This is a genomic window from Duganella sp. BJB1802 (assembly GCF_013369445.1).
GTDB lineage: Bacteria > Pseudomonadota > Gammaproteobacteria > Burkholderiales > Burkholderiaceae_D > Rugamonas > Rugamonas vulcania_A.
The window spans coordinates 37,348-63,595 of record NZ_JABWEF010000027.1; the positions used below are offsets into that span (position 1 = coordinate 37,348).

The 26,248-nt window shown below is 66.7% G+C and carries 20 protein-coding genes; 10 read left to right on the forward strand and 10 right to left on the reverse strand.

The annotated features are described in order from the left end of the window. From carA to HUX88_RS29555, 7 genes are all read right to left on the reverse strand, one after another. Complete coding sequence (gene carA / locus HUX88_RS29525) at positions 1-1,164, reverse strand: glutamine-hydrolyzing carbamoyl-phosphate synthase small subunit (RefSeq protein WP_117009898.1); 1,164 nt, start codon at positions 1,162-1,164, stop codon at positions 1-3. 223 nt (positions 1,165-1,387) lie between these two features. After that, positions 1,388-1,816 carry a toxin-antitoxin system HicB family antitoxin gene (locus HUX88_RS29530; protein WP_176364064.1) on the reverse strand — a complete coding sequence of 143 codons (429 nt, stop codon included), beginning with the start codon at positions 1,814-1,816 and terminating at the stop codon, positions 1,388-1,390. Positions 1,817-2,027: 211 nt separating this feature from the next. Continuing rightward, complete coding sequence (locus HUX88_RS29535; RefSeq protein ID WP_117009896.1) at positions 2,028-2,438, reverse strand: heme-binding protein; 411 nt, start codon at positions 2,436-2,438, stop codon at positions 2,028-2,030. A gap of 36 nt (positions 2,439-2,474) precedes the next feature. Beyond that, positions 2,475-3,395: a patatin-like phospholipase family protein gene (locus HUX88_RS29540; protein WP_176364065.1), complete on the reverse strand. Its 921-nt coding sequence runs from the start codon at positions 3,393-3,395 to the stop codon at positions 2,475-2,477. 53 nt (positions 3,396-3,448) lie between these two features. Beyond that, positions 3,449-4,801 (reverse strand): Gfo/Idh/MocA family protein, encoded by a 1,353-nt coding sequence (locus tag HUX88_RS29545; protein WP_176364066.1) that lies wholly within the window; start codon positions 4,799-4,801, stop codon positions 3,449-3,451. 37 nt (positions 4,802-4,838) lie between these two features. Next, a complete protein-coding gene (locus HUX88_RS29550) occupies positions 4,839-7,820 on the reverse strand; it encodes a TonB-dependent siderophore receptor (RefSeq protein WP_176364067.1) in 2,982 nt (993 codons plus the stop codon). 93 nt (positions 7,821-7,913) lie between these two features. Continuing rightward, on the reverse strand, positions 7,914-11,201 hold the full coding sequence (locus tag HUX88_RS29555; protein ID WP_176364068.1) for a TIM-barrel domain-containing protein: 3,288 nt from the start codon (positions 11,199-11,201) through the stop codon (positions 7,914-7,916). Between the two features lie 270 nt (positions 11,202-11,471). Between HUX88_RS29555 and HUX88_RS29560 the strand changes: the two genes are divergently transcribed. The 6 genes from HUX88_RS29560 to HUX88_RS29585 are packed head-to-tail and all read left to right on the forward strand — an operon-like array spanning position 11,472 to position 18,636. After that, complete coding sequence (locus tag HUX88_RS29560; RefSeq protein ID WP_176364069.1) at positions 11,472-12,608, forward strand: SIS domain-containing protein; 1,137 nt, start codon at positions 11,472-11,474, stop codon at positions 12,606-12,608. After that, a complete protein-coding gene (locus HUX88_RS29565) occupies positions 12,595-13,542 on the forward strand; it encodes an ROK family protein (protein ID WP_176364070.1) in 948 nt (315 codons plus the stop codon). Before HUX88_RS29560 ends, HUX88_RS29565 begins: the two co-directional genes overlap by 14 nt. A 29-nt stretch (positions 13,543-13,571) precedes the next feature. Further along, entirely contained in the window at positions 13,572-14,927 is a 1,356-nt protein-coding gene (locus tag HUX88_RS29570) for a D-tagatose-bisphosphate aldolase, class II, non-catalytic subunit (RefSeq protein WP_176364071.1), read from the forward strand. Between the two features lie 33 nt (positions 14,928-14,960). Then, positions 14,961-15,728 carry a DeoR family transcriptional regulator gene (locus tag HUX88_RS29575; protein WP_117009889.1) on the forward strand — a complete coding sequence of 256 codons (768 nt, stop codon included), beginning with the start codon at positions 14,961-14,963 and terminating at the stop codon, positions 15,726-15,728. Continuing rightward, positions 15,725-16,831 carry an N-acetylglucosamine-6-phosphate deacetylase gene (gene nagA / locus HUX88_RS29580; RefSeq protein ID WP_176364082.1) on the forward strand — a complete coding sequence of 369 codons (1,107 nt, stop codon included), beginning with the start codon at positions 15,725-15,727 and terminating at the stop codon, positions 16,829-16,831. The genes HUX88_RS29575 and nagA overlap by 4 nt, the downstream gene beginning before the upstream one ends. Positions 16,832-16,842: 11 nt before the next feature. Beyond that, a complete protein-coding gene (locus HUX88_RS29585; protein ID WP_117009887.1) occupies positions 16,843-18,636 on the forward strand; it encodes an MFS transporter in 1,794 nt (597 codons plus the stop codon). A 96-nt stretch (positions 18,637-18,732) separates the two neighbouring features. Here the strand turns inward: HUX88_RS29585 and HUX88_RS29590 are convergent, their stop codons facing one another. After that, a complete protein-coding gene (locus HUX88_RS29590; protein WP_176364072.1) occupies positions 18,733-19,506 on the reverse strand; it encodes an alpha/beta fold hydrolase in 774 nt (257 codons plus the stop codon). Between the two features lie 107 nt (positions 19,507-19,613). Here HUX88_RS29590 and HUX88_RS29595 point away from each other — a divergent pair, with 107 nt between their 5' ends. Continuing rightward, on the forward strand, positions 19,614-20,924 hold the full coding sequence (locus HUX88_RS29595; RefSeq protein WP_176364073.1) for a M24 family metallopeptidase: 1,311 nt from the start codon (positions 19,614-19,616) through the stop codon (positions 20,922-20,924). Positions 20,925-20,930: 6 nt separating this feature from the next. Here the strand turns inward: HUX88_RS29595 and HUX88_RS29600 are convergent, their stop codons facing one another. Further along, positions 20,931-22,751 (reverse strand): FAD-dependent oxidoreductase, encoded by a 1,821-nt coding sequence (locus HUX88_RS29600; protein ID WP_176364074.1) that lies wholly within the window; start codon positions 22,749-22,751, stop codon positions 20,931-20,933. Between the two features lie 251 nt (positions 22,752-23,002). Here HUX88_RS29600 and HUX88_RS29605 point away from each other — a divergent pair, with 251 nt between their 5' ends. Beyond that, complete coding sequence (locus HUX88_RS29605; protein WP_117009883.1) at positions 23,003-23,536, forward strand: hypothetical protein; 534 nt, start codon at positions 23,003-23,005, stop codon at positions 23,534-23,536. Between the two features lie 7 nt (positions 23,537-23,543). Here HUX88_RS29605 and HUX88_RS29610 read toward each other — a convergent pair whose 3' ends face one another. Then, the gene (locus tag HUX88_RS29610; RefSeq protein WP_176364075.1) at positions 23,544-24,206 is read right to left on the reverse strand and encodes a glutathione S-transferase family protein; all 663 of its coding nucleotides are present in this window, start codon (positions 24,204-24,206) and stop codon (positions 23,544-23,546) included. A gap of 183 nt (positions 24,207-24,389) precedes the next feature. Here HUX88_RS29610 and HUX88_RS29615 point away from each other — a divergent pair, with 183 nt between their 5' ends. Together HUX88_RS29615 and HUX88_RS29620 are read left to right on the forward strand one after the other, a co-directional pair. Further along, positions 24,390-25,202, forward strand: a complete 813-nt coding sequence (locus HUX88_RS29615; RefSeq protein ID WP_176364076.1) for a MipA/OmpV family protein — start codon at positions 24,390-24,392, stop codon at positions 25,200-25,202. Between the two features lie 56 nt (positions 25,203-25,258). Next, entirely contained in the window at positions 25,259-26,116 is an 858-nt protein-coding gene (locus HUX88_RS29620) for a CPBP family intramembrane glutamic endopeptidase (RefSeq protein WP_176364077.1), read from the forward strand. Positions 26,117-26,248: the final 132 nt, after the last annotated feature.

The window sequence follows — 26,248 nt, forward strand, 5'->3', positions numbered from 1 at the left end:
TTATTTTTTCTCCGTTGCTTCCATCATGCCGATGAAGCGGTCAAACAGGTAAGCGACGTCAGTCGGGCCGGGCGATGCTTCAGGGTGGCCCTGGAAGCAGAAGGCCGGCGTGTCGGTGCGGGCGAAGCCCTGCAGCGAACCGTCGAACAGCGATTTGTGGGTTACGCGGCAGTTGGCCGGCAGGGTGTCCGGGTCGACGGCGAAGCCGTGGTTCTGGGACGTGATCAGCACTTGTTTGCTGTCCAGGTCCTGCACCGGGTGGTTGGCGCCGTGGTGGCCGAACTTCATCTTCAGCGTTTTCGCGCCGGAGGCCAGGCCCATGATCTGGTGGCCGAGGCAGATGCCGAACAGCGGCAGCTTCTTCTCCATGAAGACCTTGGCGGCGGCGATCGCGTAGTCGCATGGCTCAGGGTCGCCTGGGCCGTTCGACAGGAACACGCCGTCCGGGTTCAGGGCCAGCACGTCGGCGGCGCTGGTCTGCGCCGGCACCACGGTGACCTTGCAGCCGCGCGCGGTCAGCATGCGCAGGATGTTGCGCTTGACGCCGAAGTCGTAGGCGACCACGTGGAATTTAGGATCCGTCAGTTTGCCGTAGCCTTCGCCCAGCGTCCATTCGGTTTCGGTGTACTCGTACTGCGACTTGACGGTGACAACCTTGGCCAGGTCCATGCCGGTGATGCCGGGGAAGGAGCGGGCCAGGTCCAGCGCTTGCGACGCGGACGGCTCGTTGCCCTGCGTGCCCACCAGGATGGCGCCGGATTGAGCGCCCTTCTCGCGCAGGATGCGGGTCAGCTTGCGGGTGTCGATACCGGCGATGGCGACGATGTTCTCGGCCTTCAGGTAATCGGACAGCGACTGGGTCGAGCGGAAATTGGAGGCCATCAGCGGCAGGTCACGGATGATTAAACCGGCTGCGTGGACTTTGGTGGATTCGACGTCTTCCGGATTGACACCGGTATTGCCGATATGCGGATACGTCAGCGTGACGATCTGGCGGCTGTAGGAAGGATCGGTCAGGATTTCCTGATAGCCGGTCATGGAAGTGTTAAAGACCACTTCGCCGGTTGTATGGCCGGCGGCGCCGATCGAAAAACCTTTGAAAATGGTTCCGTCAGCGAGGGCCAGTATGGCTGGAACGGCGGGGCCAGAAAAAAATGGCGGCAAGGGCAACTCCTGATAAAGTTACCGTAGCTGCGCCACGTCAGACGACCGTCGTGTGTCCCCCGCCGTCGCAGGCCGGGGTGGAAGGTCAATTGATGATGGAGTGAGTGGTAGTCGCTACGGTAGAGGTGAGATTGGCTAAACCTTTGAATTATAACCAAATCTCCCCTGCTTGGCAATGGACCGCCGGCGAAATACCTGCAAATTCCCCACTGGCGGGGGCGCTTTATTTACTTGCAATATTGGCGCTGGACTTTGGTGTCGACTCGGCCGGCAGCTGTGGCAAGCCCTGCCGCCCCACATAATCGGAGATCGCGACGGACAGCAATTGGTTAATGCTACACCCCTGCAATTGCGCAAGTTCCGCGACATCCCGATGCAGGCCGCGTGGAATGCGTAGCGCAACCTTCCCGCTGAAATCAAATGGTTGAATCGGCTCGGCAATCGGCTGTCCATGTGCAAGCGTTACTGCGAGCCATGACGCGGCAGCCTTATCCAAATTAAACAATGCCTCATCGGCAGTCTTGCCCTCGGCAACGCATCCTGGAAACTCATGGATATAGGCGGCGTAGCCACCCGCTTCGTCCGGCAGGAGTCTGCGCACATAAGGACGAGCAAGAATTGCCCGAACTTTGCTATCACTTTTTGCGGCCATCACCCTCTCCTCGCAAATACGCCTCCCAAACGGACACGTCGTCAAGCAAGGCACTGATAATACTGGTTTGCCGTACTCACCGTCACAGCATCGCAGCGATATCGCTGGCGATATCACATTATAGACATGCGGTCTGCATGCTGCCTCGATTCTCCAATAGAAAATGCCGCCTGGTTTTGAGCCAGGCGGCATTCTTGTGGCACGGCGTTGCTTAGTTCAGCGCGGCGATGCCGGCCTTGGCGACCTGTACATCCTCGGCCGACTTGACGCCGGAGACGCCGACGGCGCCGACCACGTGGCCGTCAACGATGATGGGCACGCCGCCTTCCAGCAGGCCGTCGGCCATCGGCGCCGGGGCGCTCAGGAAGGCGGTGCGGCCGTTGTTGATCATGTCTTCGTAGATCTTCGATTCGCGGCGGCCCAGCGCCGACACGCGCGCCTTGGCGGGGGCGATGTGCGACGACAGCGGCGCGGCGCCGTCCTGGCGTTGCAGCCACAGCAGATGGCCGCCGTCGTCCACGATGGCGATCACGACCGGCCAATTATGGGCCACTGCCTCGGCTTCGGCGCCGGCGGCGATCTTCTTGATGTCGGCGAGCGACAGGTATGGTTTGGTTTGCATGTGTTCTTCCTTATTATTGGACCGGATATTGTACCGCTATGGCTTGCGCTTCGCTTCCAGTTTCTGTTTGATCTGCCCCATCACCTGCGCGGCGGCCTGCTCGCCCGCCAGGATCGCCTGGTTGCGGCCCGCGAAGTCGTTGCCCGCCATCTTGCCCAGGCTAGGCGAGATGACAATGTCCGCATCCTTCAATTCGTACTGGTTGATGCGCTGACCCATGATGCTGAAGGTCTGCATGATCACGTCGAGCGAACTGACGGTGGCCTGCACGTCGGCCTGGGTCGAGATGTTCACGGCGATGACGAAGTCCGCGCCCATGTCGCGTGCGAAGCGCACCGGCACCGGCGCCACCAGGCCGCCGTCCACGTAGGAGCGGCCGTTGATGACCACCGGCTGGAACACGCCCGGCACCGACGACGACGCCCGCACCGCCATGCCGGTGTTCCCGCGCTGGAAGAGGATAGGCTGGCCGGTCTTCAAGTCCGACGCCACCGCGCCGAACGGGATCTTCAACTTTTCGATCGGCTGGTTGTTGACCGCCTTGTTGACGTAGGTTTGCAGCGCCTCGCCTTTCAGCACGCCGGAGCTCTTGCCGAACAGCGGCACGGCCCAGTCGGAGATCGCCGCCTCGTCCATCTCCATAGCCACCTTCTGCAGCTGGAAGCCGCTGTTACCGGCCGCGTACAACGCGCCGACCACGCTGCCGGCGCTGGTGCCAACCACGATGTCCGCGTAGATGCCCTGCGCCTCCAGCGCCTTGATCACGCCGATGTGGGCGAAGCCGCGCGCGGCGCCGCCGCCCAGCGCCAGGCCGATCTTGATCTTCTTGGGCGGCAGGGGCTCCGGCACCGCCAGCGGCGCCGAAGGGGTTTCAATCGAAGGATTGGTCTTGCAGCCGACGATGGCGGCTGCTGCGAGGATGGTTAAAGCGGCAAGGGAAAGGCGGCGTGATGGCATGTAGGTTTCAATCTGCTGGTGCTAAGTTTAGGCGCAGCAGATTGTAACCTACCTTACAGCGCGAAGATCGGCTTGCGCGTCTTCCAGGCCCCGACCGTGAAGTCCGGGAAGTCCAGCGTCTGGAAGTTCTGCGCGATCGACTGCTCCGACAGCGGCGAGATGGCGCTCCACGTCACCGCATCGTAGATATCGATCGGCATCGGCGCCCTCGCCTTCAGCGCTTCGATGAAGGACTGGATGACGAAGAAGTCCATGCCGCCATGGCCGGCGCCCTCCGCGTCCTTGGCGTGCTTGCGCCACAGCGGATGGTCGTACTTGTCCTGGTAGGCCTGGAAATCCTCCCACTGGTGCGGCTTGCTCCTGCCCTCGATGTGGATGGAATTGTTCACGTCCATCCACAGCCCGTCCGTGCCCTGCACGCGGAAGCCCAATGAATACGGGCGCGGTAGCGAGGTGTCGTGCTGCAGCATGATGGTCTCGCCGTTCTCGCAGGCCAGCGTGGTGGTGACCACGTCGCCCAGCTTGAACTGCACCTTCGCGCTCGGACTGGCCGCGCCGCCGGGCTGCTTGACGATGTAGTCGTGCAGCCCGCGCGCCTTGGTGGCGAAGCTGTTGATGCGCGTGAAGCGGTTGCCGCGGTTGATGTTGGTGTACATCGCGCACGGGCCGATGCCGTGGCTGGGATACAGCTCGCCGTTGCGCTGCACCGAATGCGCCGTGCGCCACTTGGCCTCCGACCAGCCGCCGGCGCCGAACTCCACGCCGCCGCCATACGGCTTGGCCGGATCGCCGCTGTTGAACTTCACCGCGCGCAGGTCGTGCTGGTAGCCGCCCTGCAGGTGTACCAGCTCGCCGAACAAGCCGGAACGCACCATCTGCAGCACCGCCATTACATCGCGGCGGAAGCACACGTTCTCCAGCAGCATATACGGCGTGTTGGTCTTGAGCTGCGTGTTCAGCACATCCCAGTGGTCCTGCAGCGTGATGCCGGCCACCACCTCGCAGCCCACGGGCACCTTGGCCTGCATGGCGGCGATGGCCATCGGCGCGTGCCATTCCCACGGCGTGGCGATGATCACGCCGTCCAGCGCACCGGCGTCCAGCATGCGCTTGTAGGCTTGCGGATCGCGGTCCTCGCCGAAGGTCTTGGGCTTGGCCTTGCCGGATTTTTCCACCTGCTTGAGCGCGCGGCCCAGCATCAGCGGCTCGATGTCGCACAGTGCGGCGACTTCGACGTCGTCGCGGCGCAGCAGCTCCTGCAGCAGCACCTGGCCGCGCATGCCGGTGCCTATCATGCCGATGCGGACCCGCTCACGGGTGGCGGCGAACGCCTTCGGCAGCATCAGGCTGCCCGCAAGCGCGGCTCCAGCGGTGAGGAAATCGCGTCGATTGAATTGTCTGTCCATCGGTTCTTCCTTGGAAGTGATCGTTGATTGTAGCGGGTCAGAAGAACTTGTAATTCGCCGAGAACGAATACATGCGGCCGAACAGGTTCTGGCTGTGGTTGTAACCTTCCCAGCCGTTCGGATCGTAAGTCGGCTGCTTGTTCAGCAGGTTCTTGATGTTCAGGCCCAGCTCCAGGTTCTTCATCGGCTTCCAGTTCAGGCCCAGGTTGACCGTGTAGTACGACGGTGCGCCGCCGCACAGGTTCTCCGGCAGCGCGACCGAGGCGGCCGTGCAGCTTTCCGGCGTGTTGTCCTTGTCCCACGGGCCGTAAGCCCACTTGGTCTTGCCGGTGTAGTTGACGAACATGCTGGTGACGAAGTTACGGTACGCCCAGTCGGCATTGAAGGTGGCGCGCACGCGCGGCGAGTCGTAGAAGCCGACCACGTTGCCGGTGAAGCCGGTGCCGTCTTCGGAGTTGTAGGTCTCGCGCCGGCGGATCGTGGCCGAGACGCCGGTGTTCAACTTGCCGTACTCGCCCAGCGAGAAGCGGGTGCGGGCGTCGACGTCGATCCCGTCGAGCAGCGTGCGGCCACGGTTCGAGTAGGAGTTGATCAAGCCACCCAGGTTACCGACCGAGTACTTCGGCACGCCGCCTGCGCAGGCAGCGGTGTTGGCCGGGTTGTTGCACATCGCGGCGACGGCGGCCATGTTGCCACGGTCCGCGTCGGAGATCGGGTTGCGGATCGCGGCGGCGGTGCCGGCCAGCGCCGGGCCGTATTTATCCACCAGTTGCGTGAACAGTTCATTGAAGTCCTGGCGCACGATCTCGTTGCGGCGATAGACGAACCAGTAATCGACCGAGATGCTGACATCCTTGGCCGGCTGCAGCACCAGGCCGGCGGTGGAGATCTTGGCCTTCTCCGGACGCAGCTGCGGGTTGGGCGGCGTCAGGCCGCCGACCGTGGTGGAGCAATTCGAATTGAGCAGGTTCTTGCCCAGCTCCGCCTCGGCCGGCGTGACGGACTTCATCAGCAGCTTGGCCATCGCGTTGGTCTCGTCGCAGCGCACGGTGTCGCGGATGCCGCCCACCTGCGCGAACACGCCGCCGCTGCCCGATTCGGCCAGGTTGGGCGCGCGGAAGCCTTCCGAGTAGGTGCCGCGCACCATCACCTCGGGACGCGCGCGCCACAGCACGCCGATCTTGGGCGCCAGGTTGGCGGCGAAGTTCGGGTATTTATCCAGGCGCGCGGCGGCGTTCACTTCCAGCGTGTCGGTGACCGGCACCACCACTTCGCCAAATACGGCGGCCACGTTGCGCTGGCCATCGAACCACGAACCACCCTGCTGCGTGATATAGCCGTTGGCCGCGTCCTGATTGCCCGGCGTGTAGAAGCTCTCGCGCATCAGGTTCACGCCGAAGGCGGCGCGCACTTCACGCTCGCCCAGCTTGGCGATGGTGCCTTCGATCTTGCCGTCCCAGGTGATCAACTTGGTCCAGGACTGGATGTCGAAGGTCGGATAGGCTGCGCGCAACAGCGCGCCGTTGGCGTCGCTGATTTCGCCGAACTTGTAGGCCGGGTTGTCGGCGATGTAGGTGCGGCCGGTGGCCGCGTCGGTGGTGAACGGGCCGAAGGCCTTGGCGAAGCCTTGGGTGTTGATGTTAATCGTCTGGAACAGCGTCGAGTGGCTGCCCGCCACGCTGAGCGCCGTCTCGAAGTCCCAGCCGCCGCCGATGCTGCCGCGCAGGCCGACCAGGCCTCGGTAGTTGTCGTCCTCGTTGGTCTGGCCGAAGTGGCCTGGCGCGTCGAGCATGATGTAGTTCAGCCCCGCCGCGCCGCCCATCTTGGCCGCCATGTCGGCATCGAGCTTGCCCTTCAGGTAGACGTTGTTCGGGCCGAGATACGGCGTGACGAAGGTATTGAGCGTGGTGCCGGTGTTACGCGCGAACCAGTTGCTGGTGCTGCCGCTGTTGAAGCTGCGCGGGCCGTTCTCGCCGCGCAGCTTGATGTGCGTGTAGGCCGCTTCGGCAAAGCCTTCCAGGTCGCCGCCCAGCTTCATGCGGCCACTGAGGTAGCCGGTCACGCGGTCCGACGTTGGGCCGGTATCGAGTTGGTACGGCAGCGAGTTCCATACGCAGCGGGTACCTGCGGCCTCGGTGATGGAGGTGCCGCAGCCGTTGACGGCGCGCTGGGTGCGAGCGTTGTTCTTGGATTTGTCGAAGACGAACAGCGTACCCGGATTCATCACGCCCGGTTCGCTGCCGGTGCCGATTCGCATGCCGGAGACGAAGGTCGGGTTGTTGACGTAGAAGTAGTCGGGGCGCTTCAGGTAGGTGTCGGACAGTGCGATGCGATCGCGTTGGTAGACGTTGACCGAGCCGTAGACGTTGTAGCCGTCGCTATTCAAGTCACCCAGGCCGTAGATGACATTGGCCTGGCGTTCGCCGTAGGCGCTGACGTTGGTCGAGGTGTCGGCGGTGGCGCGCGCCTCCAGGCCCTGGTAGCTCTTCTTCGTGATGACGTTGATCACGCCCGCGACCGCGTCCGAGCCGTAGACCGCCGACGCGCCGTCGGTCAGGATCTCCATGCGCTCGATGGCGGCGGCGGGGATGGCGTCGATGTTGACGAACATGGTCTGGAAACCAGCCGGCGCGCCGTAGAACGACAGGCGGCGGCCGTTCAGCAGCACCAGCGTGCCCTGCGCACCCAGCCCGCGCAGGTTGGCCTGCGAGGCGCCATCGGAGCCGGTGAACATCGAGCGGAAGTCCTGCTGGGCGGGGCGCGCGGCGGGCAGGTTGTCCAGCACTTGCAGCAGCGTGCGGGCGCCCATGTTTTCGATCTGCTTGGCGTCGACCACCTGCACCGGCGACGCGGTTTCGGCGTTGATGCGTTTCAGGCTGGAGCCGGTTACTTCAACTCGCGGGATCGTCTTGTCGTCCTTGGCGCTTTTTTGTCCCTGCTCGTCCAGGTCATCGGCTGCCAGCGCAGTCGAGGCCAGGCCCACCGCCATCATCGCTGCCACCAGTTTTTTCATATGCATCATAGTCTCCCTGTTATTAGTGGTTTATTTACGGCTGCAACCGCCCCTCCCCGGTCCGAAGAGGGGCTCTTACTTGTGAAAACGGAGGTGAGGTCAGCGCGGCCGGACGGTGCTGCCCTCGGTGCCTATCAGGACCGCGTTGGCCCAGTTGCCGCAGACCTGGGCCGGCTTGCCGCCGCGCGCGCCCAGGGTGCGCAGGCTGAGTTGACTCAGTCCGCGCACATCGATTTCCGGCTTGACGACGGCCGGCGCGGCGATCAGGCCACTGTCGTACAGCAGCCGCTCGCCGCTCCAGACCTGGAACTGCAGGCCGCCCGCGCTGCGGCAGCTGTCGTCCACGCCCAGGTCGGCGCGCAGCAGGTTCCAGTTGCCGGACAATTGCAAGTCCACGCGGCTGGATGCGCCCACGCCCAGGCCCTTGCGGAACCACAGGCCGTTCATACGCATCTCCTTGCCGCGGACCGGCTGATCGCGGCTGACGTTCTTCGGCAAGGCCAGGTCGGACAGGAACTGCTGCACTTCCGGGCCTTCCTTCGGCTGGTAGGCCATTACGCGGAACTCGGACAGCGTGATCGGCTGCACTTCGCTCGGCACGGCGGCGTTGTAGGCGCGCGCGGCGGGCGTGCCGACGGCCGTCACCATTGGATCGGTGGCGGAGGCGCCGTCGCCTTCGGGATTCTGCGTGCTCATGACGCGGAAGCGCAGCAGGCGGCCGGCGGCCGGCGGGAAGCTGATGATTTGCGCTTCCTTCTGTAGTTTCAGCTGGCCGCGCTTGATCGGCTGGCCCCAGTCGCCGTTGTTGTCGCCCATGTAGATTTCGTAGTCGCGGATCTGGCCGTGCTGCCAATGCTGGTCGTTGCGCGGTGCGATCTCGATGCCGTCGATCAGGCGGCGCTCGGTGAAGCCGATCACCCACTCGTGCGGCCCGCCCTGCACCGCCGGGCTGCGCGTGGTGCGGAACCAGGTGCCGGGGTTGTTGTCGAAGGCGTTTTCCAGCGGGTAGCCGGCTTCCTCGGATGGACGGTTCATCACCATCATGGCGTCGGCCGGAATGGCGCGGCCCAGCACCGGCGCGGACGGGAAGGCATCGTCGGCCACCGTTGGCGCGGCGCCGGCCTGCACCGCGAAGCGCAGCGGCTGGCGGATGTCCTGGCAGGCCGTCTTCACGTGCAAGGTGCCCAGCCGCTCGGCGGCGTCGAAGTACCAGCCTTCGGCGGCGGCGTCGAAGGCGGCGCGGTCGGCCAATGGCGGCAGCACGGCGCTGCCGGTACCGACGGCGGCCGGACGCTGGCGCATCAGCATGCGCAAGGCATAGGCGCGGCGCGCGGGCTGGCCTGCGTAGGCGCCCACCACCGGTTCGACATCGACCTGCACGCCATTGTCGGCGGCGTTCATGCGGATCAGCTGCTGGCTGAAGGCGCCGTCCTGGTATTTGCGGGTGTTGCCGTCATCCTCGTACAGCGTGAACTCGGAGGCGCCTTGCGGATACAGGTCCAGCGTCAGCACGTCCTTCGGCTTTTCGCCGTCGTACAGCATCTCCGGGTACATCGGCAGGATGGCGCCGGCGCGTACGAACACCGGCAGCTTGTCCAGCGTGACGGCGAGGTCGATATCGCGCCCGCCCTTGCCGGCCGTGGCCTGGCGGCCGTCCCAGTAGTCGAACCAGCGGCCCTGCGGCAGGTGGATCGCGCGGCGCCAGCCCTGGCTGACCGCCTGGCTGCGGTACACCGGCGCCACCAGCAGGTCGCGGCCCAGCAGGTACTGGTATTTGTAGGCTTCGGTGTAGGCCGCCGGATCGTCCGGGTTATCCCACATCAGGCCACGCACCAGCGGCGCGCCGCTCTGCTCCGTCTCGCGCATCAGCGTGTACATATAAGGCGTCAGGCGCATCTTCAGCTTCAGGTAGCGGCGGTTGATGCTGACGTAAGGCTCCGCGAACCACCATGGATGCTTGCGCTCCGCAGCCGCCCAGCCGGACATCCCCATCAGCACCGGCGTGAAGCTCTTCCACTGCAGGTCGCGCGTATAGGTCTCCGGGCTGCCGCCGAAGATCGCGTCGACGTCGCCGGTGGCGTAGGCCTGGCCGGACAGGCCGGAGCCGATCAGCGTCGGCACGTGCCAGCGGATGTAGTCCCAGCTGGCGCTTTGATCGCCGGTCCAAGTGACCGCGTAGCGCTGCGTGCCGGCCCAGCCCATCACGGTCCAGATGAACGGACGCCCGTCGGAATTATTCAGGATGCCATCGTAGGCGGATTTGTTCGCGTCCAGCGAGAACTGATAGCCCTTGCCGGTCCACGCCACGTCCAGCTTCTGCACGCGGGTGCCGGCGGTGCCGACCTCCCACGCCATTTTCTCGACGCCGTTCTCGGTCCACAGACCGGTGCGGAAGCCGTACTTGGCCAGGCCCTGCACCGTCTCCGGCAGCGCCGAATAGCCGCAGCCGTAGCCGTCGTTCGGCAGGATCCAGCCGCCCGGCATGTCGTGTTCGCGGTACTGGCGGGCCACGGTCTCGATCACGTCCGGCGTCTTGCCGGTCGGGCCATCGGTCCAGCCTTTGGGCACGGTGCCCGGCTTCTTGACGTTGTCGCCATCGTTGTAGCAATCGGCGTCGCCGTATTCCAGCGCCCAGCGCGGCAGCATGCGCGCGCGGCCGGTCCATTCGGTGTAGCGGGCCAACACGTCGCGCAGGTCCTTGCCGACGAAGTAGTAGGCGTCGAAGCGCGGCTCGTTATGCTCCAGCGAGATCTGGTCGTTCTGGCGCAGGTCATAGCTGCCGTCGGACCAGGTGTTGCGCAGCATGCCCCAGCCGCGTGAGCTCATCAAGAACGGCGCGGGGCTGGGACGGTCGCCCTCTTCCCAGCCGCCGGAGTACGACACCTGCAACTGCTTGCCCTTGAACTCATAGCGGCCGTTCTGCTGGCCACCGCCGAAGAAGCGCTCGGCCTTGTCGCTGCTCAGCGTCTGCACGCTTTGCTTGTCGCCCAGTTCCAGTGGCTGGATCTCGCGCCACAGCGGCTGGGCGTCGCCGGCGCGGAACAGGCTGAAACGCAGCGGCTTGCGGTCGATGCGCAGGCTCAGGGCCGGCGTGCGGATCAGAATATGGTCGGCCTGCTCGCTGACGCTGTGCTCCACCGTGGCGGCGGGCGTGGCGACAACGATGGGCGCGGCCTTGTCGCCGGCGCCGGTCAGGCCGGATTTGGGGCCGGCCCAAATATGCAGCACGTCGGCGCGCGGCAGGCTAACCTGTATGTGGGCGCCGGTGTCGGTGACCAAGTCCCACTGCTGGCCGGCGCCGGCGGTGACGGTGCGCAAATTGCCGATCGGTGCGGCCAGCAGGGGTGCGCTGGCCAGCAAAGCGGCGGTGGCGAAAATCTGTTTCATAGTTTGCTTCTCGAAAGAAAAACCGTTGCGATGCAATTACTCTAGGAATAAAAACAAAGCAGGTCAACAAAAAGAAAGAGAAAATTTTAAAAATATGCAGCAAATCTTTCGTATTGATAGTTGATCGAATAACAAACTTTCGTTTACGTGGCAAAACTGGTACAACAGGCGAAGCTGCGCCGGTTTGGCAACTTTCTTTTTGCTTTCGAATTTGACATTTCGAAAATAAGACCTTATTCTTTCGATGACTTAACCAGACTAATTCTTTCGATGACCAACCTACTCCAGCGTGCCCCCCAAGCCTGGCGCGATATCGGCGGCCTCGATACCGCCGAAGAAATCGTCCATCAGCCAGCCCTCTGGCGCGAGCTGGCGGCGCATCTCGCCGCCGAAAAAGACAGCATCGCCGCCTTCCTCGGCGACACCCTGGGCAATCCGCAGCAGCGCGTGATCCTGACCGGCGCCGGCAGCTCGGCCTATGTGGGCGAGATTATCGCCGACGAAATCAACGCGGCCTGGCCGTGCCAGGTGCGCGCCATCTCCACCACCAGCCTGTTGACGCATCCGGCGCTGTACCTGGAGCGCAGCGCGCCGACGCTGGTGGTGTCCTTCGCCCGCAGCGGCAACAGCCCGGAAAGCACAGCGGCGGTTCAACTGGTGCGCGACATGGTGCCTACCGCGCGCTTCCTCAACATCACCTGCAACGCCGACGGCGCGCTGGCCACGCAGGCCGAGGGCGACGCCGCCACCTTCAACCTGATGATGCCGGCCGCCAGCTGCGATCGCGGCTTCGCCATGACCTCCAGCTTCACCTGCATGCTGCTGGCGGCGTTGTGCGTGCTCGATCCCGATTTCCAGCCGGAGCGTCTCAACACGCTGGCCGACTTGGGCGAAAAAGCGCTGGCCGCGTGGTCGGCGCCGGTGGCGGAACTGGCCGCGCAGCGCGTGTCGCGCGTGGTGTACCTGGGCAGCGGTCCGCTGGAGGCGCTGGCCAAGGAAGCCGCGCTGAAAATCCTCGAACTGACCGCCGGCAGCGTGCTGGCGATGGCCAACAGCGCACTTGGTTTCCGCCACGGCCCGAAGGCCGCTCTCAACGCCGAGACGCTGGTGGTGCTGTTCCGCAGTTCCGATCCACTGTCGCGCCGCTATGAGCACGACCTGCTGCTGGAGCTTCAGCGCGACCAGGTGGCGGGCCGCTGTCTGACCGTGGGCGCGGGCGCCGACATCGGCATCGATGCGCCGGCCTGGCCGGACGCGTGGCTGGCGCCTTTGTGGCTGCTGATGGCGCAGCAGTATGCGCTGCACCAGTCGGCGTTGCTGCAGCTGCGTCCCGATAATCCTTTCGCCGGCGGCACCGTCAATCGTGTCGTGCAGGGCGTCACCATCTATCGCCATGACGAATTCTGAACCACGCGGCTATCACGGCATCGACATCGGCGGCACCAAGATCGAGCTGGTGGCGTTTGCCGAGAATGGCCATGAACTGAAGGAAGTCCACCGCGAACGCATCGCCACGCCGGGCACCGATTTCGCCGAGTTCCTGCTGGCGATCCAGGGCCTGGTGGGCCGCGCCGACAAGGCCCTGGGTCTGCGGGCGCCGGTGGGCGTTGGCCTGCCGGGCGTGATCGACAGCGCCACCGGGCGCCAGCTCAGCTCCAACGTGCCGGCGCTGAACGGCCGTGCCGTGGCCCATGCGCTCAAGGATGCGCTGGAGCGCCCGGTCGCCATCGGCAACGATTGCCAATGCTTCGCGCTGTCGGAAGCGCAAGGCGGCGCGGCGCACGGCCAGCCGACCATGTTCCGGCGCCATCATCGGCACCGGCGCCGGCGGCGCTACTGCGTCGACGGCCGCCTGCTGCGCGGCGCCAACGGCGTGGCCGGCAGATGGGACCACTGGCCGCTGCCGGCCGCGCAGTTTGCCGCCGCCGCGCTGCCGGGGCTGGACTGCCCTTGCGGGCGGCGCGGCTGCCTGGAGCGCTATGTGTCCGGCCCCGGCATGACCCGGCTGCACCTGCACCTCGGCGGCGGCGATGAAACGCCGGCGGCCATCGTGGCGCAGGCGCGCGCCGGCTCGGCCATCGCCGCCAAGACCATGGCGCTGCATGCCGACCTGCTGGGCCACGCGCTGGCCACGCTGGTGCTGACGCTGGATCCGCACGCGATCGTGCTGGGTGGCGGCCTGTCGCAACTGGCCCACCTGTACGACCAATTGCCGGCCGCGATGCGCCGCCACCTGTTCCCCGGCGTGCGCGTGCCGCCGATCCTGCCGCCCAAGTTCGGCGACGCCGGCGGCGCGCGCGGCGCCGCCCTGCTCGCACGCCAGCAATTCGCCAACCCCTGAGCCACCACCGACCGACCAAGCAAGCGACCATGAAAACTACCGAATCCCTGTCCCCTGTCCAGCAGATCGTCGCCGCCCACCGGCGCGGCGAGGCCGTCGGCTTGTACAGCGTGTGCTGCAGCCATCCGAGCGTGCTGCGCGCGGCGATGCGGGTGGCGTCCGACTACGGCACCGTGCTGCTGGTGGAGGCGACCTCGAACCAGGTGGACCAATTCGGCGGCTACACCGGCATGACGCCGTCCGCCTTCCACGACTATGTGCACCAGCTGGCACGGGACCAGGGCTTCCCGCCGGAGCGGCTGGTGCTGGGCGGCGACCATCTCGGCCCCAACGCCTGGCAGCATCTGGACGCGGCCACCGCCATGCAGAACGCGGAGACGCTGATCGCCGCCTACGCCGCCGCAGGCTTCCACAAGATCCACCTCGATTGCAGCATGCGCTGCGCCGACGATCCGCAGCACCTGAGCGACGAGACCATCGCCGCGCGTTCGGCGCGCCTGTGCGCGGTGGCCGAGCAGGCGGCCGCGCAGGCCGGCCTGCCGCCGCCGGTGTACGTGATCGGCACCGAAGTACCGATCCCCGGCGGCGAGGCGAACCTGGCGCAGGCCGGCGCGGTCACCTCCCCCAAGGCCGCCGCGCGCACGCTGGACGTGCATCGCATGGCCTTCTTCGCGATGGAGCTGCACGATGCCTGGCGCCGCGTGATCGCGATGGTGGTGCAGCCTGGCGTGGACTTCGACCACAGTCAGATCCAACACTACGACGCGGCGCAGGCAAGTACGTTGTCGGCCTTCGTGGCCGGCCAGCCAGGCCTGGTGTTCGAGGCCCACTCCACCGACTACCAGCGCGAATCGGCGCTGCACGAAATGGTGCGCGACCACTTCGCCATCCTCAAGGTCGGCCCGGCCGCGACCTTCGCGCTGCGCGAGGGCCTGCAGGCGCTGTGCCGCATCGAGGAGGAGCTGGTGCCGGCCGGCCAGGCCTCGCGCCTGATGCAGGTGCTGGACGAGACCATGCTGGCGCAGCCCAAGCACTGGGCCAAGCACTACCCCGGAAGCGGCGCCGAACAGCGCCTGCTGCGCCGCTACGGCCTCAGTGACCGCTGCCGCTACTACTGGGGCGAACCGGCGGTGACGGCCGCCGTCGAGCGCCTGTGCGCCAACCTCGATGCGCTGACGATCCCGTTGTCGCTGCTGAGCCAACACCTGCCGGAGCAGTACCTGCAGGTGCTGCAAGGCCAGTTGACCGCCAAGGCAGGCGCGCTGCTGGAGCACAAAATCGGCCGCGTGCTGGCGCAATATGCGCGCGCCTGCGACCGCAACAACGCGCACGATTCCGCGTCAAATGCCCCCGCGCCTGCTGGCAGCGCGGCCGCGATCTGTTAAGCTCGACATCTTTGATCATCCGACAGCAGAACAATGCGAAATACCAGTCAACGCCGCGCCTCCATCCTGCAGGCGCTCACCCGCCACGGCTCGGTCCAGGTGGCCGCGCTGGTGGACCAGCTGGGCGTGTCCGCCGTCACCATCCGCAGCGACCTCAGTGCGCTCGAATCCCAAGGCCTGGCCACGCGCAGCCACGGCGGCGCCACGCTGGCGCGCACGCCGCCGCCCGAGCAGACCATCCCGCAGAAGGACGCGCTGAACCACGAGCAGAAGGAGCGCATCGGCGCCTGGGCCGCGCGCATGGTGCAACCGGGCGACAACATCATCATCGATTCGGGCACCACCACCATCTCGCTGGCGCGCCACCTGCGCGAGGCGCAGAACGTGACGGTGATGACCAATGGCCTGAACATCGCCTGGGAGCTGGCCGACGCCCCCGGCGTCGACCTGATACTGACGGGCGGCCTGCTGCGCAAGCAATCGCTGTCGATCCAGGGCACGCAGGCCGAGGCCTGTTTGCAGGCCTACAGCTTCGACAAGCTGTTCCTCGGCGTCGATGGCCTCGACCTGCAGTTCGGCGTCACCACCCACCACGAGGCCGAGGCTAGCCTGAACCACAAGATGGTGGAGCGCGCCAAGAAGATCATCGTGCTGGCCGACGCCTCCAAATTCGGGCGTGTCAGCCTGCACCGCATCGTGCAGCTGGACCGCGTCCACACCGTCATTACCGACGCCAGCATCAGCGCGGAATACCGCGACGGCCTGCTGGCGGCCGGCATCGAACTCCTGATAGCGGAATAAAAGTGTCAATCAGCGGCAAAATCCTTACCCCACAAGGCTGGATCACGGGCAGCATCGCCTTCGACCAGCGCATCCAATCCATCCAGGCCGACGCGCAAGCCGACACCAGCCTGACCATCCTGCCCGGCTTCATCGACCTGCACGTGCACGGCGCCGCCGGCGTCGACATCATGCAGGGCGGCGACGCCGGCGCCACGGTGGCGCGCAGCCACGCGCGCCACGGCACCACGGCGCTGCTGGGCACCACCATGACGGCCACCGACAATTCGATCCGCCGCGCGCTCACCGGCCTGGCCGGCGTGATCGCCGAGCGTCCGGCCGGCGGCGCGCGCGTGCTGGGCGTGCACCTGGAAGGCCCGTTCCTGAGCATCCACAAGCTGGGCGCGCAGCCGGCCGACGCGGTGGCGGTGGCCAGCCTGGAGCTGGTGCGCAGCTACCACGAGCTGGCGCCGATCCGCGCGCTGACCATCGCCACCGAAGTGGACGGCCACCTGGCGTTGATCCCCATGCTCAAGCAGATGGGCATCCGCGTGCAGCTGGGCCACAGCAACGGCAGCTACGAGGACGGCGTGGCGGCGCTCAACGCCGGCGCGGCCGGCTTCACCCACCTGTTCAACGGCATGACGGCGCTCAACCACCGCCATCCCGGCATCGCCGGCGCCGCGCTGGCGCATGCCGAATACGCCGAGATCATCCCCGACCTGCAGCATGTGCACGAGGGCGCGATCCGCGCCGCGCTGCGCGCCATCCCGCGCCTGTACGGCGTGACCGACGCCACCTCGGCCACCGGCATGCCGGACGGCGAGTATGGCCTGGGCAGCCAGCGCGTCTACAAGTGCCTGGGCTGCGTGCGGCTGGCCACCGGCTCGCTGGCCGGATCGGTGCTGACCATGGACCAGGCGCTGCGCAATTTCGTCGGCCTCGGGCTGGATTTGGCCGACGCCTCCAACCGCCTGTCGCTCTACCCCGCCGACTACATCGGCGAACCGGAACGGGGCCGCCTGACGCTGGGCGCCTGGGCCGACATCGTTGTCCTCAACGCCGACCTGCAGCCGGTGGCCGTCTTCGTTGAAGGCCAGGCCATCGATCTAACTTCCCACTGAACGGAGTCCCGATGCAAGCCACCCTGTCCAACGCCCCCGCCCGTGCCATGGGCTTTCTGCTGTTCATAGCCGGGATGGGAGGGCTGTTGTACGGGATCGACGTCGGCATCATCGCCGGCGCCCTGCCCTACCTGGAATCGACAGCGTCGGTGGCATGGAAGCTGAGCGCGCAGCAGTTGGGCTTTATCGTGGCGGCGGTGTTGCTGGGTTCCGTGCTGTCGTCGTTGTTCGCCGGCGCGCTGGCCGACCTGGTGGGGCGTCGCGCGGCGATGGTGCTGGCCGGCGCGCTGTTCACCGCGAGCATACCGCTGATCGCGCTGGCCGACGGCTACCTGGCGCTGATGCTGGGCCGTCTGCTGCAGGGCATCAGCGGCGGCTTGATCGGCGTGGTGGTGCCGCTGTACTTGGCCGAGTGCCTGCACGCGCGCCATCGCGGGCGCGGCGCGGCGCTGTTCCAGCTGCTGCTGACCATCGGCCTGGTGGCGGCCGCGCTGATCGGATTGTTCCAGGCGCGCGAGGTGGAAACCGCGACCGCCGCCGCCCAGAACCTGGAGGCGGCGGCGCGTGCCGGCGCGGTGTTCGCAGCCAAGGACCATGCTTGGCGCAGCATCTTCTGGATGTGCCTTGCGCCGGGCGTGGTGTTCACGCTGGGCGGCCTGCTGCTGTCGGAGTCGCCGCGCTGGCTGGCGCGCAAGGGCCGCATCGCGCAGGCCCGCGCCGCGCTGCTGCGCACCCGTCCCGCCGCCGAGGCGGACGCGGAACTGCGCGAGATCGAACAGGCGCTGTCGCCCGCCGCCGCGGACGGCGGCGCGGTGGATGGCGACCGTCTGCTGAGCCGCCGCTACGTGCTGCCCTTCCTGCTGGCCTGCCTGGTGCTGGCGCTGACGCAGGCGACCGGCATCAATTCCATCCTGGCCTATGTGGTCACGATCCTGAACCAGGCCGGCCTGCCCGGCGCCACGGCCAACATGGCCGACGTCGCGCTCAAGGTGCTCAACGCGGTACTGACGGTGGTGGCGGTGGCGCTGGTCGATCGCAAGGGCCGCAAGTTCCTGATGATGCTCGGCACCGGCGGCATCGTCGTGGCGCTGGTGGTGGCCGGTCTGCTGTTCCGCAGCGTCGAGGGCGAGCAGCGCGACGTCTCCGCCATGCTGCAGGCACGCGCCCACGGCGACGGCCTGGAACTGCGTCTCGACCCGGAGACCCTGCGCACGCTGGGCGCCACGCCGGCCGACAGCGCCGCCATGCAGCTGTCGATCGCCTATTCCTACGGCCCGTTCACCAATGTCCAGAGCCGCCGCAGCGACGATCCGGCCCTGCCGCTGCTGCGCGTGGCGCGTGAGGACACGGTGCAGGCGGACAGCGTCATCGGCGCCTTCTTCCGCCGCCTGCATCTGAATCCCTTTGCCGATCCGGCCGAAGCGGCCGGCGCGCCGCTGCGCATCGAGCAGGCGCACCTCTCGGCGGTGCCGCCCGCCTCGCACGGCTGGTTGGTGGCGTTGGCGATCTGCCTGTTCGTCGCCAGCTTCGCGGTCGGCCCCGGCGTGTGCGTGTGGCTGGCGCTGTCGGAGCTCATGCCCAACCGCATACGGTCCAACGGCATGAGCGTGGCGCTGCTGATCAACCAGTTCGTGTCGACCGTGATCGCGGCGGTGTTCCTGCCGACCGTCGGCCAGTACGGCTACGCCACACTGTTCTTCTATGGCGCCGGCTGCGCGCTGCTGTACTTCCTCACCGCCGCCTTCCTGCTGCCCGAGACCAAGGGCAAGACGCTGGAGGAGATCGACGCGTACTTCTCGCGCTGAGCCGCCAAGCGACGTCGTTCCCGCGCAGGCGGGAACCCATACGGCGCGGGACAGGATACTCGGCATGGATTCCCGCCTGCGCGGGAATGACGTCGGCTATGCCAGGCAGGCTTCGAGCGAGGTTTCCAGCAGCGGGAAGTGGCCGCTGTCGACCATGCGCAGGCTGGCCTGCGGGAAGATGGCGCGCCAGATCGGGCCATCGTGTTCGGCGTCGATCATCGGGTCGTGGCGACCGAACAGCACCGACACCGGACCATTGAAGGCGCTGCGGCCAGGCGCGCGGAAGGTGGCGGCGAAATCGTCCGAGATGGCGACCGCGCTCACGCCGTCGAATCCACCCGGCTGCTGTAAAACCTCGACGAAATGGCGCGGCGCGTCGCCCGCCTGCGGGCCGAAATACAGCGCCGGCACGTCCGGCAGCAGTTGCAGCGCACCGAACACCTCCCAGAAGCGCGCGCGGCCCGGCGCCGCGTCGTATGCGGCCAGCGCCGCCGTCACCTTATCCGCATCGGCGTGGCCGGCGTGCAGCGCCAGCGCGCGCCGCGCCAGGCGCAGCGCGGCCTGCTCGGGATTGTAGGTCGGCGCCAGCAGCACGACGCGCTCCACCGACTCGGGCGCGTGTTGCGCCAGATGGGTGGCCAGGTGCGCGCCGAAGGAGCTGGCCATCAAAGTCATTGGCGCGCCATGCGCCTTCACGCTGCGGCGGAATTCCACCAGCGCGGCTTCCAGCAGGTCGAGGTAGGGATGCGGCGCGCATGGCCCGGCCGGCGGCTGCTGCCACCATTGCACCTGTTGCGCCTGCGGGTAGCGCGTGCGTTCGACTGCAACGCTCATGCCAGGGCCGCCGTGCAGGTAGAAAATCGACGTCATGGTTCCTCCTTGAGTGGACATGGCTCCCAGCCTAGCGCAAGCATATATTTTTGGCAAGTGCGCAGCCGGCTGATTGACTTCGCCGCGCGCTGTGTTCAAATGGGCGCATGAAAAAATATCTCCTTGCCCTCTCCCTGCTGCTGGCTGCCGCGCATGCGCCGGCGCAGGTGCTGCCGCTGCGCGAACAGGCGGCCGTGATCAACCAGCTGCTGGCCGAACGCTTCGACACGCTGCTGCCGGACATGATGGCGCAGACCGGCATCGATATGTGGATCGTGGTCTCGCGTGAATACAACGAGGATCCGGTGCTGAAGACCATGCTGCCGGCCGAGTGGCTCAACGCGCGCCGCCGCACGGTGCTGCTGTTTTACCGCGATCCGTCCAGCGGCCGCGTGGAGCGGCTGGCGGTGGCGCGCTACAATGTCGGCGACAGCATCACGGCGGCGTGGGACATGAAGCAGTTCCCCGGGCAGTGGGATGCGCTGGCGGCGCTGGTCCGGCAGCGCAAGCCGCACAAGATCGCGCTCGACACCTCGCGCTATTTCGGCCACGCCGATGGCATCGACCACACCGACTACAACGAGCTGCTGCAGGTGCTGCCGGCCGAGTACCGCGCCCGGGTGGTGTCGGCCGAGCCGCTGGCGGTGCGCTGGCTGGAGACCCGCACCGACAGCGAAATGCGGATTTATCCGCAGATGATCGAGGCCACGCACCGGATCATCGCCGAAGGATTTTCAGAACGCGTCATCACGCCCGGCGTCACCACCAGCGAGGATGTGGTGTGGTGGTTCCGCCAGAAGATCCGCGACCTGGGCTACGACACGTGGTTCCATCCGTCGGTGGAGATCCAGCGCCAGGGCAAGGAGCAGCCGGATGGCGGCGTGATCCTGCCCGGCGACCTGCTGCATGTGGACATAGGCATCACCTACCTGCGCCTGAACACCGACGTGCAGCAGCATGCCTATGTGCTCAAGCCCGGCGAAACCGCCGCGCCGGCCGCGCTGGCGCAGGCCTTCGCGCGCGCCAATCGTCTGCAGGACATCTTGACGGCGCAGTTCCGCCAGGGCCGCACGGGCAACCAGGTGCTGGCGGCGGCGCTGGCGCAGGGGCGCGCCGAGAATCTGAACCCGGTCATCTACACCCATCCGATCGGCTACCACGGCCACGCGGCCGGCCCCACCATCGGCATGTGGGACATGCAGGAGGGTGTGCCGGGCAGCGGCGACGAGGCGCTGCGTTACCGCACCGCGTACTCGATCGAGCTCAGTGCGGCGACGGAGATTGCGGGTTACGCGCAGCCGGTTCGCATGATGCTGGAGGAGGACGCGTACTTCGACCAGGCCGGCGTGCGCTACATCGGCGGGCGCCAGCAGGAGCTGTTGCTGGTGCCGCGCCGCGCGTCCCCGGTGGCGCAGTGAGAAGCGTCAGGCCTTGCGGGTAAAGCCGTCGTCGCTCCACGCTTCGCTGCCGACGCCGTGGCGCACGAAGAACAGGCCATCAGGATCGTACTGCCGCTTGGCGCGCGCCAGCCGCTCGTAGTTGGCGCCCCAGAATGCGCGCTGCCAGTCGGCGATGAAGTAGTCGCTCTCCGACACATAGGAGCCGGCCTTCGGTGCGGCCTGGCGCAACGCGGTCATCGCCCGGCCGATGGCGGCGGCCCGTTCGCGGCCTCGCTGCGCGGCCGATTTCGCGTCCTTTGCGTCGGCGGCAGCCGGCATGCCCGGATAGCGCGGGCCGTCGCCGCCGGCGATGATGGCCAGCGCGAACGCGCCCAGCACATCGGGATTCATGGCCGTGTCGCGCGCGGCGGCCAGATCGGCGGCCGAGGCGCCGGCCAGGCCCTTGTTGAAGTGCAGGCCCACGCGCCAGTGCCGCGTGGCGCGGAACAGCGCGTCGGTCAACTGCGCCTGCTGTTCGGCCGCCAGCAAGGTGGCCGGCAGCCACGCCGACTGGTAGCCGTGGATGAACCAGCCCGCGTCGGCCGCGTCGCCCTTCCACACGCCGTGGTGGGCCGGCGCGCCGGGACGCTCGTCGGCCAGCATGAAGCCGGGCGCGTATTTCTTGAAGAAGGCCAGGTTCCAGAACTGCCGCGCAGGCAGGGCTACCACGCGGAACGGCTGTTCCAGCGCATACTCGGGCCGTTCGCCCAGCCAGGCCAGGAACGGCGCCCACACAGCCTCCGCCTGCTTCTGGTCCAGGCCCTGGAACACCATCGACACATCCACCGTGTTGCCGGTGTTGAAGCCGATCTGCTCGCCCCAGGTCGGATTGAACAAGGCGCTGGCGTAGAACCCCACCACCTGGGCGATCAGCGCACGGTATGCCTCGTCCGACGCCGCCTTGATGGTGAAGAACACGGCGCCGAAGTGCTCCGGCAGTTCGCGCGTGCGCAGCGTCAGCCGCGTGACCACGCCGACGCTGCCGCCGCCGCCGCCCTTCAAGGCCCAGAACAACTCGGGATTGGTGCGGGCGTTGGCGATGCGTACCTGGCCGTCGGCGGTCACCACCTCGGCCTCCAGCAGGCCGGCGGCGGCGGTGCCGTAGTTCTTCGAGAAGCTGCCGAAGCCGCCGCTCTGCACCAGCCCGGCCACGCCGACCCTGGTGCAGCCGCAGCCCTGCACGTAGCGGCCGCCGCGCGTGGTGACGGCGTCGTAGGCGTCGATCCACATCGCCCCCGCGCCCAGCGTGACGGCTGGCTGCGGCGCGTCGTCGCAGCCCTGCGCGACGAAGGCCGGCTGCAAGGTGGCCTCGTTCATCTGGCGGGTCCACACCAGCAGCGAATCGGGCGCGTCCGACGTGCCCTGGTAGCTGTGGCCGCCACCCTTGACCACCAGCCGCAGATTATGCTCGCGCGCGAAGTTGACCGCCGCCGCCACATCGGCCGCGTTGCGCGCGGCCACCGCGTAGGCGCTCGGCTGCGAGGACCAGGCGTCCAGCCAGCCGCTGGTCTGGGTCAGCGCCGGCTGGTCGCCGATCGCGTAGGTGTTGGTGAGCTGCTCCAGCGCGGCCACGCAGGCCGGCGCGGCCGCACTCCCGGCGCAGGCGGCGAACGGCGCGTCCAGCTTGAGCAGGCGGCCATCGACGCGCTGCCCCAGCTGCTTCCACGCGGCGGCCGACGGCCAGCCGGCGTCGCCCGGGCGCACGCGGCGGCGCGGCGCGGCGCGCGCGGCGCTCCAGGCAGGCAAGGTGGTCAGCGACATCAGCGGCAAGGCCGCCATCGACTTGAGCAGGCTTCTTCTTTTCATGGGTGGCTTTCATGTTTGATAGAGACAGCGCCACCTTAGCGCAGCGGCCGCGCGCCGGTCCATCGCTATGTGGCGAGACGGACAAGCGCGTGGCGAAGCGGATAATCTGTTGACCTCGTTTAACGAATCATGCCCGCAAGCTCTGGTGTGGCAAAAAGCCGTGCGACCTGCGAAGATAACAGCGCAGGCGTCCGGCCAGAGCGCCTGTGCGAGCACCTCCAGTTTGGCCCCACACCCACCAGGAGAAGTACATGAATTCGTTTGTGGAAACCATTTCGCCAGCGGCAAAGAATCACGTGGAAGCCCGTATCGACTACTTCAGCGACCTGACCCTCGCAGCCTTGCAATCGGTGCGCCAACTGTCCGATGTGAACCTGCAGTTCGGCAGGGACTGGCTCCAGGCTTCCACCGAAGCCTGCCGCACCGCCCTGCTGACCCCGGCCGGCGAGCGCACCGCCGGCGATGTCCCCGGCGCCGACCAGCTGATGCAGAAGCTGCAGGGCTGGCAGCAGCAAGTGAACCAGGTCGCCACCGACTTCCAGGCCAGCATCAACCAGGTGGTGCAGCAGCATGCGCCGCAGGCGGCCCGCACCGCCTCGGACTTGGCGGTGGCGGTCACCCAGAAGGCCGCCGCCCAGGCCGACCAGCAGCTGCGCACGCAGAAGGCGATGGCCAAGGAAATCCACGATCAATCGCGGCAGTTCGCCAACGTGGCGGCGCAAAGCGGTTCGATGGCCCAGCCGGCCTCGATGCAGAGCGCCGACGAAAAGGGCAACAAGAACTGAGCGCCGCCTACAGGAACCGTTCCGGAATGTCGTCGACGAACGGGTACATCGTGAAATAGGGCTTGGCCTCGTCCAGCACCCGCTGGACCGAGAGCCGCGTCACCAGCCGCTCGAAGTAGTCGTTGAGCTGCTGGTATTCCTCGGGGAACGGCAGCAGCGTGGCGGCGTAGAACAGCGCGGGCGCCGCCGCGCAGTCGGCCATGCTGAATTCGTCGCCGCACATCCAGCGGCGCGTGGCCATGCGCTTCTCGATCATCTTGTAGGCCGTCTTGAGCTTGGTGCGTTCCCTGGTCTGGTCGCACTGCATGCCGCTCAGGTGGGCGCCGACGATGGTCTGCACCGGCTCCTGCACATAGTGGTCGAAGAAGCGGTCCCACAGGCGCACGTCCAGCGCCGCCTCCCAGTCGGCCGGGATCAAGTCCTGCGGGCCGGGGAAATAGCGGTCCAGGTATTCGATGATGACCGACGTCTCCGGCACGTCGCGGCCGCGCTCGTGGTCGCGTAGCACCGGGAATTTGCACAGCGGCCAGATCGCCTCCAACTCGGCGCGGTCGCCCTCCTCGCCCAGGTTGATCAGGCGCTTGTCGAAAGGGGTGGCGTTTTCGTACAGCGCGATCAGCACTTTGTGGCAGAACGAGGCCAGCGGGTGGTAGTACAGGGTCAGGGACATGGTCGGCTCCGGATATCCAGTGTCAGGCACCGCCGCGCGGTACCAAAGAATTCAGCAGATGATACTTCAGACAAGCTGATAGCGGCGGACAGGAAATGTTGCGACACTTCGCTCCGTCATACGCCGGGCCACCTCCAACCACGCGCCGGCGGACCTCCGAACCACCACACCACAGGATCTTCCATGCGCCTTGCCGCCACCCTCGCTCTCGCCTCTCTTTGTGCCGTCAGCAGCAACTGCTACGCCGACGCTCTCGAACTGCCGTCCTCGTCGGGCCCGCAGACCGCGCCCGCCGCCGGCGACAGCCTGACCCTGGGCGCAGGCCTGGCCTATGTGCCGGAATACGCCGGCGCCAAGAAGAGCCGCGTGGTGCCGCTGCCCTACCTCGAACGCACCTTCAACAACGGCATCTTCCTCAGCACCATGCGCGGCGTCGGCTTCCAGACCAGCGTCTCGGGCGTCGGCCTGAGCGCGGCGCTGGCCTACGGCGGCGCGCGCGCCGACCACAAGCGCAATGTCTTCGACGGCTCGGATGCCCTCAAGGGCATGGGCGACATCGAAGGCGCGGCGCAGGCCGTGCTGGCGGCCAGCTACCAGGTCGGCACCGTCGGCCTGAGCCTGAGCACCACGCAGAACCTGGCGCACCGCGATCACGGCGCCACCTACAGCCTGGGCGCGTCGATGCCGCTGTACACCACCGCCAGCGACCAGGTCGGCCTGAGCGCCTCGACCGAGTACGCCGACAAGAAGCACATGCAGACCTATTTCGGCGTGACCGCCGCGCAGAGCGCCGCCTCGGGCTACCAGGCTTACACTCCCAAGTCCGGCTTCACCAACATCACGATGGGCGTGAATTGGAACCACGTGCTGGACAAGAACTGGTCGGTGCACTCCGCCGCCGGCTTCTCGCACCTGACCGGCGACGCCGCCGACAGCCCGCTGACCAAGCGCAAGACCACGCCAATGCTGATGACCGGCATTGCCTATAAATTCTAAGCGGCTTAGCCCGATGATATTATTGAAGGAAACTCAACTCACCGATTCCTTCAATAATGCCTCTACTCACTCTGCTGACCTTTGTCGCCCTCGCGCTCTCCGTGGGGGCTGTCTGGCTTCAATCCTCGTCGCGCCGGCCTTTCGCGCCTTGGCAAGCCGTGTTTGCAGCCGCGCTGCTGTGCGGCTGGCAGGCCGGCGTGCTGCAGGCGCCCGCGCTGGTGGCGCTGGCCCTGTTCGCCGGCTTGGCCTGGCTGACCGATGGCGTTTCTCAAAAATTTTTGCGAATATTGTTCGGCGTGCTCACGCTGGTGCTGGCGTTCGCGCTGGCGATCCACAAGCTGCCGGGCTTTGACAATCCGGTGGTGATCGCAGGGGCGGTGTTCTCGGACGGCGGCAAGCCGTTCACGCAGTATGCGAATTTCGACAAGGGCGCGGTCGGCCTGATCCTGCTGGCCTTCATCTGCCGGCGTGCGACGTCGTGGCCGGAGCTGGGCGCCGCGTTGAAGCAGACCTGGCCGGTGCTCCTGATCACCGTGGCGGCCGTGATGGCCGTGGCCACCGGCGCCGGTTTCGTGCATCCGGCGTTCAAGGTGTCCACGGTCACGCCGACCTTCCTCGCGGTGAACCTGTGCTTTACCGTCGTGGCCGAAGAAGCCTTCTTCCGTGGCTTCGTGCAGGCGCGGCTGGCGTCGGCGCTGTCCGGCGTACGCCACGGCTCATGGGTGGCGCTGGTTTGTTCGGCGCTGCTGTTTGGCGCGGCGCACCTGGCGGGCGGCCCGGCGTACGCCGCGCTGGCCGCCCTCGCGGGCCTGGGCTACGCCTACGCCTACCACGCCACCCGGCGCATCGAAGCGCCCATCCTCGTGCACTTCGCACTCAACGCCATCCATTTCATTTTCTTCAGCTATCCGTAACACGGTGGACGAGCAAGCCGCGCGGCGCCTTCCAGCAGCGCCGCGGCCTCGTCGCATCTGACGTAAACACAACACCCATCCGGCAAGCCTCAAATTGTATATACAACTCAAAACAACCGTGTTAGCCTAGTT

What these genes read in the sequence shown, in the direction of transcription:
- HUX88_RS29530 (WP_176364064.1), bottom strand. Translation starts at nt 1,816, where the DNA reads ATGGCCGCAAAAAGTGATAGCAAAGTTCGGGCAATTCTTGCTCGTCCT.
- HUX88_RS29535 (WP_117009896.1), bottom strand. Translation starts at nt 2,438, where the DNA reads ATGCAAACCAAACCATACCTGTCGCTCGCCGACATCAAGAAGATCGCC.
- HUX88_RS29540 (WP_176364065.1), bottom strand. Translation starts at nt 3,395, where the DNA reads ATGCCATCACGCCGCCTTTCCCTTGCCGCTTTAACCATCCTCGCAGCA.
- HUX88_RS29545 (WP_176364066.1), bottom strand. Translation starts at nt 4,801, where the DNA reads ATGGACAGACAATTCAATCGACGCGATTTCCTCACCGCTGGAGCCGCG.
- HUX88_RS29550 (WP_176364067.1), bottom strand. Translation starts at nt 7,820, where the DNA reads ATGCATATGAAAAAACTGGTGGCAGCGATGATGGCGGTGGGCCTGGCC.
- HUX88_RS29555 (WP_176364068.1), bottom strand. Translation starts at nt 11,201, where the DNA reads ATGAAACAGATTTTCGCCACCGCCGCTTTGCTGGCCAGCGCACCCCTG.
- HUX88_RS29560 (WP_176364069.1), top strand. Translation starts at nt 11,472, where the DNA reads ATGACCAACCTACTCCAGCGTGCCCCCCAAGCCTGGCGCGATATCGGC.
- HUX88_RS29565 (WP_176364070.1), top strand. Translation starts at nt 12,595, where the DNA reads ATGACGAATTCTGAACCACGCGGCTATCACGGCATCGACATCGGCGGC.
- HUX88_RS29570 (WP_176364071.1), top strand. Translation starts at nt 13,572, where the DNA reads ATGAAAACTACCGAATCCCTGTCCCCTGTCCAGCAGATCGTCGCCGCC.
- HUX88_RS29575 (WP_117009889.1), top strand. Translation starts at nt 14,961, where the DNA reads ATGCGAAATACCAGTCAACGCCGCGCCTCCATCCTGCAGGCGCTCACC.
- HUX88_RS29585 (WP_117009887.1), top strand. Translation starts at nt 16,843, where the DNA reads ATGCAAGCCACCCTGTCCAACGCCCCCGCCCGTGCCATGGGCTTTCTG.
- HUX88_RS29590 (WP_176364072.1), bottom strand. Translation starts at nt 19,506, where the DNA reads ATGACGTCGATTTTCTACCTGCACGGCGGCCCTGGCATGAGCGTTGCA.
- HUX88_RS29595 (WP_176364073.1), top strand. Translation starts at nt 19,614, where the DNA reads ATGAAAAAATATCTCCTTGCCCTCTCCCTGCTGCTGGCTGCCGCGCAT.
- HUX88_RS29600 (WP_176364074.1), bottom strand. Translation starts at nt 22,751, where the DNA reads ATGAAAAGAAGAAGCCTGCTCAAGTCGATGGCGGCCTTGCCGCTGATG.
- HUX88_RS29605 (WP_117009883.1), top strand. Translation starts at nt 23,003, where the DNA reads ATGAATTCGTTTGTGGAAACCATTTCGCCAGCGGCAAAGAATCACGTG.
- HUX88_RS29610 (WP_176364075.1), bottom strand. Translation starts at nt 24,206, where the DNA reads ATGTCCCTGACCCTGTACTACCACCCGCTGGCCTCGTTCTGCCACAAA.
- HUX88_RS29615 (WP_176364076.1), top strand. Translation starts at nt 24,390, where the DNA reads ATGCGCCTTGCCGCCACCCTCGCTCTCGCCTCTCTTTGTGCCGTCAGC.
- HUX88_RS29620 (WP_176364077.1), top strand. Translation starts at nt 25,259, where the DNA reads ATGCCTCTACTCACTCTGCTGACCTTTGTCGCCCTCGCGCTCTCCGTG.